Below are 18226 nucleotides of genomic sequence, written 5' to 3'. Positions count from 1 at the left end.
GAGTAAATATGGAAGAATGGAATATTATCTGGCAACAAAAAGAGCTGTTTGCTTCTGGTTTTGTGACCACGTTTTATCTTTTTGTCTCGTCTTCAATCTTGAGTTTCGTCATAGGTATTGGTTTGTTGTACTGTCTCGAAAACTCGAGACTCGGTGTTAAGTACACCATCAACAGTTTGATCGGCATTATGCGTACCTTACCGTTTCTGATCTTAGCCTACCTGCTCTATTACGGTTTACCTCAGGTTGGTATTCGATTGGACGCAGTGACAGCGGGAATCATAGCGCTCAGTCTCTATCATGGTACGTATTTCTGTGAGATTTTCCGCGGTGTGCGTAAAGGGTTAGAGCCTGGTTACATCGAAGCAGCGCACGCTTATGGCTTTTCTAAGCTGAAAACCTTCACCCGAGTCATCACGCCCAACGTGTTATTTAAGTCGGTTCCTCTGATCACTAACCAACTCATTATCTGCTTAAAAGACACTGCATTTCTCAGCATTATTACGGTCGCTGAAATTACTGCGGCGGCTAACAGTATTCAATCCACATATTTTATCCCATTGAATGCGTTCATCATTGCTATCGCGCTCTACTGGGCTGTGAGTATTGCACTTGAAACCATCACCAAACGAATCCAAACCAAAGTTGAACTTAGAGGGCTTAGCCATGCTTAAACAATCAGAGATTATTGAAACAGAAGCACCGATTAACCCCTCTTTGGGAGTGAGTTTGGAAGTGATTGAGTGTGAGCCACTATTGGAAGAACGAGAGACGATCATCAGCGTTGAAAACTTGTCGAAGCAGTTTGATGGAATCGAAGTACTGCGAGACATCAACCTGACTATAAAAAAAGGCGATGTGGTGAGTATTCTCGGCTCGTCAGGTTCGGGTAAGTCAACACTATTGCGCTGCATGAATTGGCTAGAGCAGCCAGAGCGCGGCACGATTTTTATGGGTGATGAACGCATTGGGATCAACTCTGAAACGGGTAAACCACTCAAATACAAAGAGTTAGCGAAACTCAGAGAGCGCCTTGGCATGGTATTTCAAAGCTTCAACTTATGGCCGCATCTCACCGTGTTGCAAAACGTGATGGAAGCGCTGGTTCATGTTAAGAAGATAGCGAAATCTGACGCAGAGGAGATGGCTCGTAAGCAACTTGATAAGGTTGGCATGTCTCACAAGCTAGAGAGTTATCCAAGTATGTTATCGGGTGGACAAAAGCAACGTGTCGCGATTGCTAGGGCGCTCGCGATGGAGCCAGATGTATTGTTGTTTGATGAGCCAACTTCGGCGCTCGACCCTGAATTGGTCGAAGAGGTGTTACTGGTAATGAAGAAGCTATCGCAAGAGGGTTACACCATGGTAGTGGTGACTCATGAGATGGAATTCGCGCGTCAGGTGTCGGATCAAGTAGTATTCCTTGAGAAGGGGATATTGATTGAGAAATCCAACCCAGAGAAGTTCTTCACTAACCCAGATTCACCAAGGGTTAGACAGTTCCTCAAGCTTGATTCATGAACTAGATGATTCACATCACCTTAATGTTTGACCGCTAAATCCTAAACTCCGACTGAATCAGTCGGAGTTTTTGTATGTGTGGGGTTCTTCTCTCAAGCAGGCACAGCATTACCCAATGCTATCAATATGGAGCACCACAGAATCGGGTCGCCAATATTCCAGCTCGCAGTCCATTAACTCGCCATCTTGTTTGTAGTTCACTCGGCAGATCTTAAGAACAGGCTGGCCCTCAGCCAAATTCAATGCCTTGGCGACATGGGCAGGGGCAGAGGTAGGGACCACGTCAAAGCGAGAGCGTTGGGTCTCGTAGCCGTATTTTTCTCGGTAGATACCTGTCAGCGACATAGTGAGGTTTTCTGACAACACCTTTTCAAACAGTGCCGCTTTCAAGACGTTTTCAACGAACAGCACCGCTCGGCCATCAATAAAGCGTAGTCGCTCAATCACGTGTATCGGCGTTATCTGTTCTATCTCTAATGCTTTGGCGTAATCGCCCGCGGCCATCTCTGTGCGGGTGCTCAGCAGCCTTGTTTCTGCAATACGATGTTGTTCGCGAATCATTTGGTGAAAATGAGAACGAGACAATGGGTTGTAGCGAATTCGTTCGGGTGATACATACCAGCCACGGCGCTCTTCTCGGTATATCAGACCTTCGGTTTCTAATGACACCAATGCATCTTTGAGCGTGATTCGTGTGGTGGAAAACAGCTCGCTGAGCTCTCTTTCCGATGGCAGTTTTTGCCCCTCGGTGAAGATGCCTGATTGAATCTGCTCTCTGATGCTCGCCTTAATTCTGCCTAGCTGTGTCCCTGATTGCCCTGTTGCCAATGTTCTCATTACTGATCTAGTCCATAGGTTCGTGTGCTCAATAAGGTAAACCACGGAGTTAACAGGAATGTGACAGTAAACAAAGGCTTACTGTCATATGAGTGAAATATAACTGCCACAGAAATGCATCTGAACTGTCAAATAAGTTGCGCGAAAGCGTCACACTCCGGCGATAGCATACAAAACGAACTTACTGACCTAGTCCAGAGGGATAGAGACAATGAAAACTTTGCTTAGCCGTTCAACTGTATCGCCAGCTAAACTGATTGGCGCAACGCTAATAACGGCAACACTTTCAATGCCAGCGATGGCGAAGGATGCTGATCTTGAGTCACTGATTGAAGCTGCTCAAAAAGAGGGTGCGGTGTACAGTGTGGGTATGCCAGACAGTTGGGCAAACTGGAAAGGCACATGGACAGACCTGAAAGCAAACTACGGTTTGAAGCATCAGGATACCGATATGAGCTCGGCTCAAGAGATCTCGAAATTTGAAGCAGAGAAGAAAAACGCAACCGCTGATATTGGTGATGTGGGTTTTGCATTTGCACGTGTGGCAGTGAAGAAAAACGTCACTCAGCCATACAAACCAACCACTTGGAATGACATTCCAGACTGGGCGAAAGACAAAGATGGTCACTGGGCTCTGGCTTACACCGGCACTATCTCTTTCATTTCCAACAACAACCTTGTTGAAGATGCGCCGAAAACTTGGAGCGACCTACTAGAAGGTGACTACAAAGTCACAGTCGGCGATGTCGGTGTAGCAGCGCAAGCAAACAACGCGATTCTAGCGGCTGCGTTTGCTAACGGTGGTGACGAGTCAAATCTAAAGCCAGCGATTAAATTCTTTGGCGAGCTAGCGAAGCAAGGCCGTCTGTCTTACACAGACCCAAGCATCGCGAACCTTGAAAAAGGTGAAGTGGAAGTGGCAATCATGTGGGACTTCAATGCACTGAACTACCGCGACACGATTGACCGTGAGCGTTTCACGGTGAGTATTCCACAAGATGGTTCGGTGATCTCTGGTTACACCACCATCATCAACAAATACGCGCAAAACCCGAATGCGGCGAAGTTGGCTCGTGAATATATCTTTAGCGACCAAGGCCAAATCAACCTAGCAGAAGGTTACGCACGTCCAATCCGTAGCAACATTACGCTGCCTAAATCAGTACAAGACAAGCTGATCTCAAACGATGAATACAGCAACGTTCACCCAGTGACTGATTTCTCAGCATGGGAAAAATCAGCACGTCGCTTGCCACGTCAATGGCAAGAAAGCGTATTGATTCACCAGCAATAACCCCGCTTAACACGCCACCTGTAATGGGTGGCTTATAGTAACAAGCAATAGAGAATAGACCATGAGCAATAAGGTTATCCTTGTTGTTTTAGATGGACTGAATTATCAGGTAGCCCGTGATTGCATGGGCTACCTGAACGGCCTTCTAGAACTTAGTGACTCGAAAAACAGTAATCACAGCGTTTCCCAAAATCAACAGGGCACTTCGCAAATCATGAGCACGCAAAAAAACAAACTGCGCGCCACTCTTTACCCTGTGCAATGTGAATTGCCGTCCATGTCACGCCCACTGTATGAGTGCATTTTAACGGGAGTCCGCCCTGTCGAGAGCGGCATCGTTAACAACCAAATCGTGCGTTTATCGAATCATGAGTCGATCTTTAGCTTGGCTAAATCGCAAGGTAAAGTGACGGCTGCAGCGGCCTATCATTGGGTGAGTGAGCTGTATAACCGAGCGCCATTTGATGCTGTGCGTGACCGCTTTACAAACGATGAGACCATGAACATTCAACATGGCTGTTTCTATCACTGGGATCACTACCCAGATGAAGCCTTGTTCTTGGATGCAGAGCATCTGCGCGTTACTCATCAACCTGATTTCTTACTGATTCACCCAATGAACATTGACGACATAGGGCACAAGCACGGGCTGGATTCTCGCCAATACCGCAACAGTGCACGTGGCGCGGATATCTACCTGTCGAATTACCTTGAGAAATGGGTAGATGATGGTTATCAAGTGATCATCACCAGTGACCACGGCATGAACAATGACTTGTCTCACGGTGGCATTCTGCCCGAAGAGCGTGAAGTGCCATTCTTTGTGATTGGCGATAAGTTCACACACCAAGAATGTTCAGTGAAACAGACCGACATCTGCGGCAGCGTGTGTCAGCTACTCAACCTTGAACACGATAAGTCTTACACTCAGGAATTGTTGGCCCTATGAGCAGTTCTGTAATCACGCAGAGCGATGGCTCTGCGCTTCAACTCAAAACCAAATCTTGGTTCAAACGCTTCAAGCCCGCTTTGTGGCTTGCGCCTTTCGCCCTATTTTTCTATCTGTTCCAACTGGCACCTATGGTTTGGGTGCTGATCAACAGCTTTTTCTATGACGACGAACTCTCTCTCGAAAATTACGCTGAAGTGTTCGACTCTGCCTTTATGATGCAGGCTTTTGGCAACAGTTTATGGTTGTCGATTTGGTCGAGCATTGTTGGCTTGGCGATTGCGACTCTGCTCGTTTCTTCACTGCGCCGCGTTGATTCTAAAATCCGCGATGCGGTGATTGCGTTTACCAACATGAGCAGTAACTTCTCAGGCGTGCCTCTGTCGTTCGCCTTCATCATCATCCTTGGCACCAACGGTGCTATCACCTTGCTGCTTAAGCAGTACGGGCTATTGGGTGATTTCGACCTGTATGGCAAGTGGGGCTTGCTGGCGATTTATATCTACTTCCAGATCCCATTGGCGGTGTTGTTACTCTATCCAGCGTTTGATGCTCTGAGTGACGACTGGCAAGCTGCCTCAGCACTGCTTGGTGCGAAAACTTGGCAATACTGGACTAAAATTGCGCTGCCTGTGCTATCTCCTGCCTTGTTTGGCACCTTTATCATCTTGATTGCCAATGCGATTGGTGCGTATGCGAGCGTGTATGCGTTGACCTCGGGCAACTACAACGTGATTACGATTCGAATCGCGAGCTTAGTATCGGGCGACTTGTTCCTAGAACCCAACCTAGCTGCCGCAATTTCCGTAATTCTGATGGCGATGCTGGCCTTCATCACCGTGATTAACCAATGGCTGATCAGCAAAAGCTACGTAGGGAAGAGAAAGTAATGAACACCGTAAATACTCGCTTTCATAAAACGGTTGTCTATTCGATTGTCGGCATCATGATGATCCCGATCTTAGCGACCTTTATCTACTCGATCTCTTCTCGATGGGGCGCAACGATCCTGCCGGATGGCTTCACGTTAGATTGGTATATCAACCTGCTGACGGATCCTCGCTTCTTGCAAGCCTTTGGTCGTTCACTGTTTATCTGCGTGGCGGCACTGTCATTGAGTGTGGTGTTGGTTCTGCCTGCGATTTTCGTGGTGTTTTACTATTTCCCGAAACTCGACAAGGTGATGAATATCCTGATCTTATTGCCGTTCGCTGTGCCTCCTGTGGTGTCATCGGTGGGTTTACTTCAATTGTATGCAGACAGTGAAATCTCACTGATAGGCACGCCGTGGATTCTGATTGGTACCTACTTCACCATCGCATTGCCATTCATGTACCGCGCGATTGCTAACAGCTTTGAAGCAATTAACCTGCACGACTTGATGGACGCAGCACACCTGCTCGGTGCAAGCACCACCAAGGCGTTCTTATTGATTATTCTGCCAAACCTTAAAAAAGGCTTAATGGCGTCGCTGTTCTTGTCGTTCTCGTTCCTATTGGGCGAGTTCGTGTTCGCCAATATCTTGGTCGGTACACGCTACGAGACACTGCAAATTTACCTATACAACATGCGTCAAACCAGTGGTCACTTCACGTCAGCCCTTGTGATGACGTACTTCCTGTTTATTTTCTTACTGACTTGGTTGGCAAGTCGTTTCAGCCAGGGAACAAAATAATGAGCTATGTAAATGCGAAAAACCTCACCAAGAGCTTTGGTGACAACACAGTGTTTGAAGACATTGAATTTTCTATCGAGAAGGGCGAATTTATTACTCTGCTTGGCCCGAGTGGCTGCGGTAAATCAACGCTGCTGCGCAGCTTGGCAGGCCTGAATCCTGTTGATGGTGGCGAGATCTGGGTCAACGGTGAAGAGATTACTCACCAAGTGCCACAACAGCGTGGTATTGGCATGGTGTTTCAATCTTATGCGTTGTTCCCGAACATGACGGTTGAGGGCAACATTGCGTTTGGCCTCAAGATGAAAAAGCTTGCTGCTGACGAGATTAAGCGCGAAGTCGCCAAAGTGATTGGGCTGGTGGACTTAACGGGCAAAGAGAAATTCTACCCGCATCAGCTATCAGGCGGTCAACGTCAGCGTGTCGCTTTGGCAAGAGCCTTGGTAGTTAAACCACGTATCTTGTTGTTGGATGAGCCGCTTTCAGCGCTGGATGCGAAGATCCGTAAACACCTGCGCCAGCAGATCCGAGATATTCAAAAAGAGATGAACCTGACCACGATCTTCGTTACTCACGATCAAGAAGAAGCGATGATCATGTCTGACCGTATCTTCTTGATGAATAAAGGTGAGATCGTGCAAGCCGGCACACCTGAAGAGATCTACACTCAACCAGCCAATGAGTTCGTAGCGGGTTTCATGGGGCACTACAACTTGGTACAAGCGAACAAAGCCAAGCAATTGTTCGATATTGAAACCGAATGGAAGGTGGCGATTCGACCTGAATCTATCTACGTTAAAGAGCAGGGTCGACAATATGGCGAACATATCTCTGCGCCAAAAGCCGGTACCATTCGCAACCACCAGCTCTTGGGTAACGTGATTCGATATCAAGTGGACGTTGATGAGTGTGAATTAACGGTCGACCTACTTAACCGCTCCTCTGAACGACTGTTGGCAAACGGCAGCCAACTTGAACTCCTGTTTAACCTTAACGAAATTCAACCTGTGAGAGCCTAAGATGTTCAAACCTTTGTATGTATTTGATATGGATGAAACGCTGATCAATGCTGACGCAGCGATGCTTTGGAATGAGTTCTTGGTTGAAAAGGGTATTGCCACAGCGCCCAACTTTATTGAAGAAGATAAGCGCTTAATGGGTCTGTATTCGGAAGGCAAACTGAACATGGAAGATTACCTCACGTTTTCCATGCAACCTTTAGCCGATATGCCAACAGAGCAAGTCACAGCATTGGTCGAAGAGTGTGTTGAGCACTATATTTTGCCTAAACAGTTCAAGCAGTCGAAACCTTTGATTGAGCAGCTAGAGAATGATGACATCGACATGTTGATCATCTCGGCTAGCGTCACTTTCCTAGTAGAAGAGGTCGGTCGCAAGATTGGTATCGAGAACGCACTCGGTATCGATTTGGTCGAAAACCAAGGCCGTTTCACGTCTCAGATCTTTGGCGTACCAAGCTACCGTGAAGGCAAAGTAACGCGTTTGAAAGAGTGGTTAGACAATCAAGAAACCAACTACTCAGATATCCACTTTTATACCGATTCAATCAACGACTTACCTTTATGCGAACACGCGGACTTTGCTTACTTGGTGAATCCATGCCCTCGTTTGAAATCACTGGCTGATCAACCGAATTGGTCGATTCTCAACTGGGATTAACGCTGATCCCATCTTTGAATTATGTTCGCTTTAGAACGAAAAAGCCGCTGATGAAAGCGGCTTTTTCGTTCGTATTATTCTATTTCTAGTTTGTAACCTATCCCGTAAATGGATTTAATGTAGTCACATTTTTCATTTATCGAGACCATTTTTTTACGTAAGTTTTTAATATGGCTATCGATAGTGCGATCACTGACCACTCTTCTATCGTCGTAGATTTTATCAATCAATTGATCGCGACTATAAATGCGGCCAACATTTTGATAAAGAAGGTGCAAAAGCCGAAACTCAGCTGGCGTTAAACTTAGCTTAATACCACATAGGACGGCGGTCATACTCAATTCATCAATATCAATGGCGTTCGTTGCTGACGTGGCTTGGGGCTTGTTGGAACGGCGCAAAATATTTTTCACCCTCACGACTACTTCTCTCGGGCTGTACGGCTTACATATATAATCATCTGCACCCAATTCAAGCCCAACGAGTCGATCGATCTCTTCGACCTTGGCTGTCGCCATAACCACAGGGATGTCACTGAACGTTCTCAGCTCTCGATAAATATCCAACCCGTCTCGATTGGGTAGCATTAGGTCGAGAATAATGAGTTTAGGCGATGCTTGTTTTACCCAGTCAATGACAAGATTACCATCGATAATATGATGACTTTCAAGGCCAGAGTGCTCTAAGTACTCACACAGTACACTTGCTAATGCAGGCTCATCTTCGACGACTAAGATCACGATTTTATTTCCTTTGGTAACGCTATGATGATTCGTAGTCCACCCAATTCTGAGTGGTCGGCAGTAATGTGTCCTTGGTGCGCTTCAACGATATTTTTACAGATAGATAAGCCAAGCCCAGAACCGCCACTTGAGCGACTGCGCGATTTATCAACGCGGTAAAGCCTCTCAAACAAACGCGGAAGTGATGCATCAGGTACACCTGGATCACTGTCTTCAACGTTGATAATAATACTATCACTAATGTCGGTAACATCTATCGATACATGCCCATTATCGCTAGTGTATCGTGCGCTATTTTCCAACAGATTCACAAACAGTTGTGTCAGTAATCTCTCATCACACGAGGTAAACAGTGGGGCTGAATGGTCATAGTGCTTTGTTAATGTGATTCTTTTCTGTTCTAAACGGATCGAGTTTTGAACGATTACAGAATCAATCAGTTTATGTATATCAACGTTGTTTTTAACATTGAGGTTAAATCCGATGTCATACAGGGAGAGTTGATGAAGATCCTCAACGAGTTGACCCAGTGTGATGATTTGTTGATGTAACGAGTCGATATATTTTGGCTCAGGAGATCGGATACCGTCTTGTAGCGCTTCTAGTTCACTTCTTAGCACGGTGATAGGCGTTCTAAGTTCATGTGAAATATCCGATAACCACTGTTCTCTAAGTGTTTTTTGTTTTCTTAGTGTTTCGACTACACCGTTGAATATTCCGATGAGATCGGACAATTCATCATTGCCGCTTTTTTCAATGTAGAAATCGAGATCGCCATTTTCGATAGATTTGGCACCTTTCGACAAAGCACGCAATGGTTTCAAAAATCGCCTAACAAGAAATAAAGCGATAAGGAATGAAAGCAACACGGTAATCGAAGCGATAGTGCTTACATGCGTCGTTTGTTGTTTGAAAAAGCTTTCTGCCAAAGGCCCTGATATTTCATCCATCTGGACGATGGAGATATACCCAATCACTTGATCATCCCGTGTTATTTCGACTAGTGCTTGATGCTGACCATCTTCAAGGTGATGTAGGTTTTCAGGAGGTCCAATTATAGCTCGCCCGTTTTGATCTAAAATGTTGAGTCGTTGCCAAATAGGTTGAAGATCTGGCGCTTCCGGCTCTCTTAATGGTGGTGGCGATGGGTGTCTGTCACGAGCATGTGGTCGTGAGGGGCCACCAATGCTACTGGCGATTAAATGTGGTTCACGTTCTAGCCGCCTCCACTTTTCGGAAGGTGAGTAATATTGCTTTAAGTTATTGGCGAGTTCTTGAGCTAGGGCAATCTCATTATTATTTGTGAAATCTTGGAGCCCTCTTTGAAAACTGGAGTTAATAAAATAGGTCAGTACAAAGAGCATGGTCACGCATACCATTAGTATTGAAACAAACAGTTTAGTGAAAATTGATATGCGCACGTTCTCTCCAGAAGTTAAAGTGAATTAGGACAGTAAAATGAATTAAGACAAAAGTGAGTTAAACCAATATTAGTCACCAATCGTGTGGGAAATGTGGACATTGATTTCTTTATTCATCTTAGGCCATGTATAAGCATCTTTTTGTTAGAAACGAATAGCGAGCTGACAGGGTGCTATACCCCATCAGCTCGCATTGAATTATCACTATTTTTGGATAACCCTCTAACAATTATTGACGTCTTGGTGGTGGCGGCGGAACTTCCTCTTCCGATAGACCACCGCTTCCATCTGCGTCTAGTTTGTCAAAGTCATCGGCGAGTGGACCTCTGAGCTCTTCTAATTGTAACTCGCCATCACCGTTTGCATCCATTTCTTCAAAACTTGGCATTTCTCTTGGACCTTCACGGCTTTCAGCACACGCTTGAAGCGCGAATGTCGATGTCAGTAAAAGTAATGCTGTCGTGATTTTTTTCATAATTTAATTCCTATTCGTAACCAAATATAAGTGTATTTCTTTGACGCAAATAGGTTAGCGATCAAATTAGCAGAGAAAATGGATAAATCTAGGAGATGAAAGTTAGCGTTTAACTTTAATAGGGCATCAGTTCATCAGCCCATCAAGTCAGGTTGTTTAAACCTCCATTGTTTCTACATAGTTTCCACATTTTCTATTTTTATCCTAGTCCATTATTGAACTCATGAATTTAATGCCTTTAGCAATAAAGGCAGAAAGCTATCGTTGGTATTGAAATGGATTATTTTTTAGGAGCCGTAGAATGAAGGCAATGGTAAAAAAATCAGTCGTTGTCTCTTCTACGTTGTTGGTTGCTTCTTATAGTAACGCTGCTCTTTATAGGGTGGTTTTGGAGGAATCACCAGTAGAAACGGAATCGGTGTATGGGGTTGCAGTTGAACCAGAGCTTGGTACAACGGATTGCTTTAGTACCAGTTGTGGTGACACCGATTACGCATTCGCAGGGGAAGCTCAAAATGCAGAACCAGGTTTTTCCTTTAAAGAGGAGGTCCCTTTTGGTATCGATAACACGTTCTACTATTTGGATTATGACGATATCTATAGCTACTGCACAAGTGAACTTGGCTACGCGACTTGTGAAGCTTGGAGTTCTTTGTTGTGGTATGGCGATGAGGATGCAGGCATTGGAGGCTTGAGAAATGAGCGTGATGCATATTACGAGCTGAGCTATCAGACGAATTCCACGGCTTTCTATGACTCTTATTCGTTAAGTGATATCCCTGATGTTGGCAGTAATCCACCTGATGTGAGCAGTTATAGTTATTCCTTTGTTGATGGAACAGAGGAGAAGGTGATCACTAAAGTTGACGAGAATGGTTTTGTTCTTGGTAACACCAGCAGTGGTTATTACAGCTATAACAACCAATATATTCAGTTGTATAGGCAGCGTGGTTACTACGATACAGGCACTGAATTTACGGTTCTCCAACCTGAAGCCGATACCAGCATTACGATCAGCGATGCTGACGGCGAAGCGAATATAATCTCCCAAATGGGAAGAACGATGGCTTTTGATTCTTTCAGTTATGGAGGAGAAAGCTATGTGGTCGGAAGTGCGTCCGTTGCGACTTTTTATTACAGTGATGAGTATAAAGATTATGATTCTCCGTACACATCCGACAGTGATGCAGAGGATCTAGATAATTGTATCGATGAAGATATTGAGCCAGCTTTATATCCAGAGTGTCAGAACTTTGCTTTTGCTAATCGAGCTTTTGTCTGGAATATAACCGATGCGAATGGCCCCAATGATGATGGAAACCGTTTCTCAGTATCTGATTGGGAAACCAGTTCGACCTATTACTCTTACAACGATGATGAAGCTTCAGCACAGGCGAGTGTGAGGGCTGCAACGATTTCATCTAGAGGGACATATAGCTCTTATCCTGTTTTAGTTGGTTACAATACAGAGCTAGATGATTCTGATAACTTTCTTATGCAGGCTGCTGTGTTTAGGCCAAGCAGTACGTCAAATTTCAGCGTTTCGGAAAATGCTTGGACGACGACATTTATCGCTAATGCGACGGTAGAAGTGAGTGATTCATACATCCACAGTAATTCTGTCGCGACAGATATTAATGAAAACATGATGGTTATTGGTTATGCAAAACGAGATGGTGATTATCCGTCGGATCGTGTGTCTGACAATCGTATGTTTGTCGCTGATGCGAATGACACAACGCCAACAGCTACATTCTTCGCAAGTTTAGGTGAAGACATTTTCTTTGATAGTGCAGAAGGAAAAGCAAGTGAGATCAATAATTACAATGAAATTGTTGGCTATGTTGACGCAGAAACTCACTCTGAAGTAGACGGCCATGAAAGGAGGCATCGCGGCTTCATTTTCCCTTACAACGACATTGGTACCGATGCTGATAGACGTGCAAGATATAATGATCAAGCTTGGTGGTTAGACGACCTAACTAACGGTGGTGACTACAGTGATGCCAACAACCACTTTAGAATATTGGACGCAACCGACATTAATGATGCGGGTGTTATCTCAGGGACGGCAATACAATGTTTTGCGAGTGAAAGTAGCTCCTCTTCTATGGCTTATGATTCAACCGCGCACTTTGCATATTGTAATGATGGAGTAGGTGACGAGAGGGTGGTGGCTGTGAAACTTATCCCGATATCTGGAGCAACAAGTGAAGACATTGCTGAAAGAAGTGATGATAGCGCTGAAGATGTTGAACGTAGTGGTGCCGGTACCGGGTTATTGGTGCTTATCAGTTTGATGTCCGTGCTTTCTATGCGTTCAAGAGTATCTCGTCTGTAACTTTTTAAATTGATGAAGTTCAAAAGTCGCCTTCTTTTTCCGATAACATCGAAGGCGGCACTAAGTCGATGTTATCCCTTTCGCTTAAAAGTCCACATGTAACAATTCAATAACATTTCTTGCTCGCCTGTAAATCAAACCACCCTCTTTCAATCCCTTGATAGCACTCATTTTCCTGTTGTGAGGTTTTGTGTGTAACAAATATTTTACAACTTGACGAGTTTTCAACGTTACTGCCCATTTCCTTCCATCCATTCCAATCTTTCCGCTTGTGGGCCAAATTTAATCAAGGACAAAAATCACTTAACACAAAACCAGTAGGTACAAGGAGAAAGTTCATGGTGGAGTCATACAACCCGCTTGGCACAGATGGATTCGAGTTTGTTGAATACACGGCCGTTGACCACAAGGGAATAGAGCAACTTAAAGCGCTGTTTGTGTCACTTGGTTTTGCTGAGATCGCCAAGCACCGTTCAAAAGAGGCTTGGCTGTATCGACAAGGTGACATCAACTTTATCGTCAATGAACAGCCTCACAGCCAAGCGGAAGCGTTCGCTAAAGTTCACGGCCCATCGGTGTGTGGCATGGCGTTTCGTGTCAACGAAGCAACAGCTGCAATGGAGCAAGCGTTTAAGGGTGGCGGTGAAGAGTACAAGACAGAAATAGGGCCGATGGAGCTTAGCATTCCTGCCATTTACGGCATCGGTGAAAGCCTGCTCTATTTTGTGGATCGCTACGGCAAGCAGAGCATCTACGACGTTGATTTCCGATTCTATGATGACGCGCAAGAGCGCATGGCGAAAGCCGACGTAGGCCTTTATGAGATCGATCACCTCACGCACAACGTGAAACAAGGCAATATGGATCTGTGGTCTGGTTTTTATGAGCGTATCGGTAACTTTCGTGAGATTCGCTACTTCGACATTGAAGGTAAGCTGACAGGCCTTGTGAGCCGTGCCATGACCTCACCATGTGGCAAGATCCGTATTCCAATCAATGAGTCTTCAGATGACAAATCACAAATTGAAGAGTTCATTCGTGAATACAACGGCGAAGGTATCCAACACATCGCGCTTGCTACGGATGACATCTACAAAACGGTGAAAACCCTGCGTGATCGCGGCATGGACTTTATGCCAACCCCAGATACCTACTATGAGAAAGTTGACGATCGTGTAAAAGGCCACCGGGAAGATACCGATCTGTTGCGTGACCTACGCGTTCTGATTGATGGTGCGCCGACCAAAGACGGCATCTTGCTGCAAATTTTCACACAGACGGTAATCGGGCCTGTGTTCTTGGAAATCATTCAGCGTAAAGGTAATGAAGGCTTTGGCGAAGGTAACTTCAAAGCGCTGTTTGAATCGATTGAAGAGGACCAGATTCGTCGAGGAGTATTAGACGATGCATAAATGGATCTCGTTTCCTCATCGGGAGGGTGTGTGCTCTAAACAAGCGCACGCCGATTTTCCCGAAGAGGCAATTTATGAGCGAGAGGCGGGCCGAAGTGGGTTCTTCGGCCCAGCGGCTCACTTTCATCATCAACATGCCCCAACAGGTTGGTCGGAGTGGGAGGGTGATCTGCGCCCTCGCGCTTTTGATTTCACGCTGGTGGAAAAAGCCAGCCAGATAACGCCTTGGGCTGTGCCTCATCTTTTGCACAATGCGGACTGCAAAATTCGTGTGTGGCGCATGGACGAGAAGATGGATTTCTTGGTGCGTAATTCCGACGGTGATGAGCTGCTGTTCATTCATCAAGGCAGCGCCGATCTCTATTGTGACTATGGTCATCTAGAGGTGAGTGAAGGGGATTACGTGATGATCCCGCGCTCGACCAACTGGCGTTTAGAGCCAAGCGAGCCGATGTTTATCTTGATGATTGAGAACACAGACGCGGCTTACTCCTTGCCAGAGAAAGGCATGGTCGGTAATCACGCGGTGTTTGATCCTGCTGTGCTCGACATCCCTTCTATCAATGATCAATTCCGCGTTCAGTACTCAGAAAATCAAACTCAGGTTCAGGTAAAACGCCACGACAAAGTCAGCGTTATTACTTATCCGTTCAATCCATTGGATGCAATTGGTTGGCATGGCGACCTAGCTGTGGTGAAAGTAAATTGGCGCGATATCAGACCGCTGATGTCACATCGCTACCACTTGCCACCCTCTGCGCATACAACGTTTGTTGGCGCAGGCTTTGTGGTGTGCACCTTTGTGCCACGCCCGATTGAGAGCGATCCTGGGGCGTTAAAAGTGCCGTTCTACCACAACAACGATGATTACGACGAAGTGCTGTTCTATCACGCAGGTGACTTCTTCAGTCGCGATAACATTGAGGCGGGCATGGTGACCTTCCATCCGGCTGGGTTTACGCATGGGCCTCACCCTAAAGCCTTTAAGGCAGGGCAAGCGCACAAGAAGAAGTTTACCGATGAAGTGGCGGTGATGATCGATACTCGCCACGCGCTGCAGTTCTCTGATGAACTCGATAGCGTTGAGAACAAAGAATATGTCTACAGTTGGAAAGAGAAGTAAGGGGCAACAAGGATGAAATTAGCAACCAAGAAAAATGGTACTCGCGATGGTCTGTTGATGGTCGTGAGTAGAGATCTTAAACAGTGTGTGCCAGCGACGGAGATTTTTCACGCGATGCATTTGGCGCCAACCATGCAGGTAGCTTTGGATAACTGGGACAGTGTTGCGCCTCAGTTAGAAGAATTATACACCTCGCTTAATACTGGGCATGTGATAGGCAGTGAAGTCTTTGCGCCTCAATATTGTGAATCGCCTCTGCCACGCGCTTATCAATGGGCAGATGGCAGCGCGTATGTAAACCACGTTGGGCTGGTGCGTAAGGCTCGTGGTGCTGAAATGCCAGAAAGCTTTTGGGTCGACCCGCTTATGTATCAAGGCGGCTCGGATACCTTTATTGGTCCGCGTGACAATATTGAGTTTGCCAGTGACGAATGGGGTATCGATTTCGAGGGTGAAGTCGCGGTTGTTACTGGAGATGTGCCAATGGGCGCTAGTGCCAAACAAGCGCATGATTCAATTCGTCTGTTGATGTTAGTGAATGATGTGTCGCTGCGCGGTTTGATTCCTGCTGAGCTCGCCAAGGGCTTTGGTTTCTTCCAGTCTAAGCCCTCTTCAGCGTTTTCTCCAGTTGCGGTAACACCTGATGAGCTTGGCGAACAATGGAAAGGCAGCAAGGTGCATTTACCGCTGATATCGACCTACAACAACCAACCTTTTGGTTGTCCGAATGCAGGCGTGGATATGACCTTCAACTTTGCCGAGCTAGTGGTACATGCCGCGAAGACTCGCCCATTGTCGGCAGGCACAATCATAGGCTCGGGCACGGTTTCTAATAAGCAAGGGACTGACCACGGCACCTCAATTGCCGAAGGCGGTGTGGGTTATTCATGTATTGCCGAAGTGCGAATGATTGAGACGATTCGTGATGGTAAACCGTCGACTAAATTCATGTCGTTTGGCGATTCGATCAAGCTTGAGATGTTTGATGCAGCGGGTGACTCCATTTTTGGTGCGATTGACCAAAAAGTGAGCCAGTATCGAGCGGTATAATCCACGTAATAGGATTTCTGTATGAGCGAGAGCATCGTGAACAAGAACATTATACTTTACGGTTACTGGCGCTCGTCCGCAGCCTATCGAGTGCGTATTGGATTAAACCTGAAGCAACTCAACTACGAGTCTAAATCGGTGCACTTGGTGCGTAATGGCGGCGAGCAGCATGACCCACAATATCGTGAGCTCAACGCCAGTGAATTAGTGCCCGTGCTGGTGGATGGTGAAGTTCAACTCAATCAGTCACTGGCTATTCTTCAATATCTCGATGAACACTATTTGTGTGAGAGCAGCCCTGACTCCTCGCTAATTCCAGAGCAAACACCGCTGCGTTATCAAGCGTTGGCTATGGCTCAGGATATTGCGATAGAAATTCACCCTCTGAACAACCTGCGCGTGTTGCAGTATTTGGAGCGAGAATTGTCTTGCGAGCAAGAGGCAAAAATAGACTGGCTTCATTATTGGATGAGCCAAGGTTTCTGTGCTTTAGAAGAGAAGCTTTCTAAGCATCGTCAAACACACGGTGATTCGGTGTATAGCATCACCGATTCACCATGCATTGTCGATATCTGCTTGGTGCCACAGGTGTATAACGCACTGCGCTTTGGCGTTGATATGTCACCGTATCCATTGATTAACTCGATTGTCGAAGCGTGTAACCAGTTACCCGCTTTTATTGAGGCGATACCAGAGAACCAAGCGGATGCGAATGTACTTACGTAAACGTATAGCAACACTTTACGGCTAATTTCGACTGCAATACGATAGACCACAAACATCTAAGGTGTGTCTGACGTAGTGCTAACAATGTTTATTTTATTTGTAATACAATTAAATATCTTTAAATCAACGAATAAAATGGCTATGAAATCAGTTCTATGTTTTGGCGATTCCAACACTTGGGGATGTTCCCCAGACTTACCGCGTAGATATAACCGTGCAGAGCGCTGGACGATGTTACTTCAATCAAAACTCCCTAATTATGTCGTGATTGAAGAGGGTTTAAACAGCAGAACAACCGTTTTAGATGACCCTTATGAAGCAGGAAAAAAAGGGCTAGATTACCTTTTACCGTGCATAGAAAGCCATCACCCCGATCTTGTTATACTGATGCTTGGAACCAATGACCTCAAATCTCGTTTCAATTTGACTGCCAGTGATATATCTAAAGGGGCTGCAAGACTCGTTCAACTGATACAAAACTATCAACACGGTTTTATGACTAAGCCTGCTGAAGTCTTGCTAGTGTCACCTACTCATGTCCTTGAAGTGAATCCATTAAAAGAGGGTTTTACGAACGCTGAAGCTAAATCAAAGCAGCTAGGACACTATTTTAAACTTCGCTCCCAAGAACTGGGTTGTCATTTCTTTGATGCTGCAACCGAAATCCAACCTTGCCCAAAAGAAGGTATACATTGGCAAGCATCTCAGCATGAAAAGTTTGCTGAGATACTAGCAAAGCGAATCCCCACCATCTTGGAAACCGCTGTTTAGTTATAGCTGCAGGCTTTTCCGAGGTTAGAAAGCCTTATGTTGGTATTTCTAGTCATCCTTTTGCTTTGATATTTTTCGTCCTGGCAAACTATGGTGAGGGTTAGATTGAACGCCGCGGGACAAAAGCTTGTTAAGAAGCCAATAAAACTAAGGTGATGCGAATAATCTCTGCTTCTACAAAGTATTCGAATCACCTAAAAGTAACGAT

Annotated in this window: 18 protein-coding genes; 14 read left to right on the top strand and 4 right to left on the bottom strand. The window is 45.7% G+C overall.

Annotation, left to right across the window (positions count from 1 at the left end):
* Nucleotides 1-8: 8 nt before the first annotated feature.
* Both SJY39_RS15265 and SJY39_RS15260 read left to right on the top strand, forming a co-directional pair.
* Nucleotides 9-674 carry an amino acid ABC transporter permease gene (locus SJY39_RS15265; protein ID WP_016787468.1) on the top strand — a complete coding sequence of 222 codons (666 nt, stop codon included), beginning with the start codon at nucleotides 9-11 and terminating at the stop codon, nucleotides 672-674.
* Nucleotides 667-1521 carry an amino acid ABC transporter ATP-binding protein gene (locus tag SJY39_RS15260; protein ID WP_010432249.1) on the top strand — a complete coding sequence of 285 codons (855 nt, stop codon included), beginning with the start codon at nucleotides 667-669 and terminating at the stop codon, nucleotides 1519-1521. The genes SJY39_RS15265 and SJY39_RS15260 overlap by 8 nt, the downstream gene beginning before the upstream one ends.
* A 108-nt stretch (nucleotides 1522-1629) precedes the next feature.
* On the opposite strand, the gene SJY39_RS15255 is transcribed toward SJY39_RS15260, so the two are convergent.
* Nucleotides 1630-2358: a UTRA domain-containing protein gene (locus SJY39_RS15255; protein ID WP_010432250.1), complete on the bottom strand. Its 729-nt coding sequence runs from the start codon at nucleotides 2356-2358 to the stop codon at nucleotides 1630-1632.
* A gap of 211 nt (nucleotides 2359-2569) precedes the next feature.
* Here SJY39_RS15255 and SJY39_RS15250 point away from each other — a divergent pair, with 211 nt between their 5' ends.
* From SJY39_RS15250 to SJY39_RS15225, 6 genes are all read left to right on the top strand, one after another.
* Nucleotides 2570-3652 (top strand): ABC transporter substrate-binding protein, encoded by a 1083-nt coding sequence (locus SJY39_RS15250; protein WP_016792201.1) that lies wholly within the window; start codon nucleotides 2570-2572, stop codon nucleotides 3650-3652.
* 61 nt (nucleotides 3653-3713) lie between these two features.
* Complete coding sequence (locus SJY39_RS15245) at nucleotides 3714-4601, top strand: alkaline phosphatase family protein (protein WP_010432256.1); 888 nt, start codon at nucleotides 3714-3716, stop codon at nucleotides 4599-4601.
* Nucleotides 4598-5491, top strand: a complete 894-nt coding sequence (locus SJY39_RS15240; RefSeq protein WP_016793256.1) for an ABC transporter permease subunit — start codon at nucleotides 4598-4600, stop codon at nucleotides 5489-5491. Before SJY39_RS15245 ends, SJY39_RS15240 begins: the two co-directional genes overlap by 4 nt.
* Nucleotides 5491-6276 carry an ABC transporter permease gene (locus tag SJY39_RS15235; protein ID WP_004732591.1) on the top strand — a complete coding sequence of 262 codons (786 nt, stop codon included), beginning with the start codon at nucleotides 5491-5493 and terminating at the stop codon, nucleotides 6274-6276. Before SJY39_RS15240 ends, SJY39_RS15235 begins: the two co-directional genes overlap by 1 nt.
* On the top strand, nucleotides 6276-7295 hold the full coding sequence (locus tag SJY39_RS15230; protein WP_016793257.1) for an ABC transporter ATP-binding protein: 1020 nt from the start codon (nucleotides 6276-6278) through the stop codon (nucleotides 7293-7295). Before SJY39_RS15235 ends, SJY39_RS15230 begins: the two co-directional genes overlap by 1 nt.
* Before the next feature lies 1 nt (nucleotide 7296).
* A complete protein-coding gene (locus SJY39_RS15225; protein ID WP_016785450.1) occupies nucleotides 7297-7956 on the top strand; it encodes an HAD family phosphatase in 660 nt (219 codons plus the stop codon).
* 74 nt (nucleotides 7957-8030) lie between these two features.
* Here the strand turns inward: SJY39_RS15225 and SJY39_RS15220 are convergent, their stop codons facing one another.
* The 3 genes from SJY39_RS15220 to SJY39_RS15210 form a co-directional block, all read right to left on the bottom strand.
* Nucleotides 8031-8696: a response regulator gene (locus SJY39_RS15220; protein WP_010432275.1), complete on the bottom strand. Its 666-nt coding sequence runs from the start codon at nucleotides 8694-8696 to the stop codon at nucleotides 8031-8033.
* On the bottom strand, nucleotides 8693-10063 hold the full coding sequence (locus tag SJY39_RS15215; protein ID WP_016767944.1) for an ATP-binding protein: 1371 nt from the start codon (nucleotides 10061-10063) through the stop codon (nucleotides 8693-8695). The genes SJY39_RS15220 and SJY39_RS15215 overlap by 4 nt, the downstream gene beginning before the upstream one ends.
* Nucleotides 10064-10349: 286 nt before the next feature.
* On the bottom strand, nucleotides 10350-10595 hold the full coding sequence (locus tag SJY39_RS15210) for a hypothetical protein (RefSeq protein ID WP_010432281.1): 246 nt from the start codon (nucleotides 10593-10595) through the stop codon (nucleotides 10350-10352).
* A gap of 301 nt (nucleotides 10596-10896) precedes the next feature.
* Here SJY39_RS15210 and SJY39_RS15205 point away from each other — a divergent pair, with 301 nt between their 5' ends.
* The 6 genes from SJY39_RS15205 to SJY39_RS15180 all read left to right on the top strand — a co-directional run bounded on the left by SJY39_RS15205 (nucleotide 10897) and on the right by SJY39_RS15180 (nucleotide 18018).
* Complete coding sequence (locus tag SJY39_RS15205; protein WP_016785452.1) at nucleotides 10897-12936, top strand: DUF3466 family protein; 2040 nt, start codon at nucleotides 10897-10899, stop codon at nucleotides 12934-12936.
* A gap of 338 nt (nucleotides 12937-13274) precedes the next feature.
* Nucleotides 13275-14348, top strand: coding sequence for a 4-hydroxyphenylpyruvate dioxygenase (gene hppD / locus SJY39_RS15200; RefSeq protein ID WP_372042775.1), 1074 nt, complete (start codon nucleotides 13275-13277; stop codon nucleotides 14346-14348).
* Nucleotides 14341-15471, top strand: coding sequence for a homogentisate 1,2-dioxygenase (locus SJY39_RS15195; RefSeq protein WP_372015093.1), 1131 nt, complete (start codon nucleotides 14341-14343; stop codon nucleotides 15469-15471). The genes hppD and SJY39_RS15195 overlap by 8 nt, the downstream gene beginning before the upstream one ends.
* Before the next feature lie 12 nt (nucleotides 15472-15483).
* On the top strand, nucleotides 15484-16521 hold the full coding sequence (locus SJY39_RS15190) for a fumarylacetoacetate hydrolase family protein (RefSeq protein ID WP_372042774.1): 1038 nt from the start codon (nucleotides 15484-15486) through the stop codon (nucleotides 16519-16521).
* Between the two features lie 21 nt (nucleotides 16522-16542).
* Nucleotides 16543-17247, top strand: coding sequence for a maleylacetoacetate isomerase (gene maiA / locus SJY39_RS15185; protein WP_010432297.1), 705 nt, complete (start codon nucleotides 16543-16545; stop codon nucleotides 17245-17247).
* 84 nt (nucleotides 17248-17331) lie between these two features.
* Nucleotides 17332-18018, top strand: coding sequence for an SGNH/GDSL hydrolase family protein (locus tag SJY39_RS15180; RefSeq protein ID WP_016787475.1), 687 nt, complete (start codon nucleotides 17332-17334; stop codon nucleotides 18016-18018).
* Nucleotides 18019-18226: the final 208 nt, after the last annotated feature.

It is taken from the genome of Vibrio sp. R78045 (genome assembly GCF_042466085.1).
GTDB lineage: Bacteria > Pseudomonadota > Gammaproteobacteria > Enterobacterales > Vibrionaceae > Vibrio > Vibrio cyclitrophicus.
The sequence above is the reverse complement of the archived record's forward strand: the minus strand, read 5'-3'. Positions and strand labels throughout refer to the sequence as shown.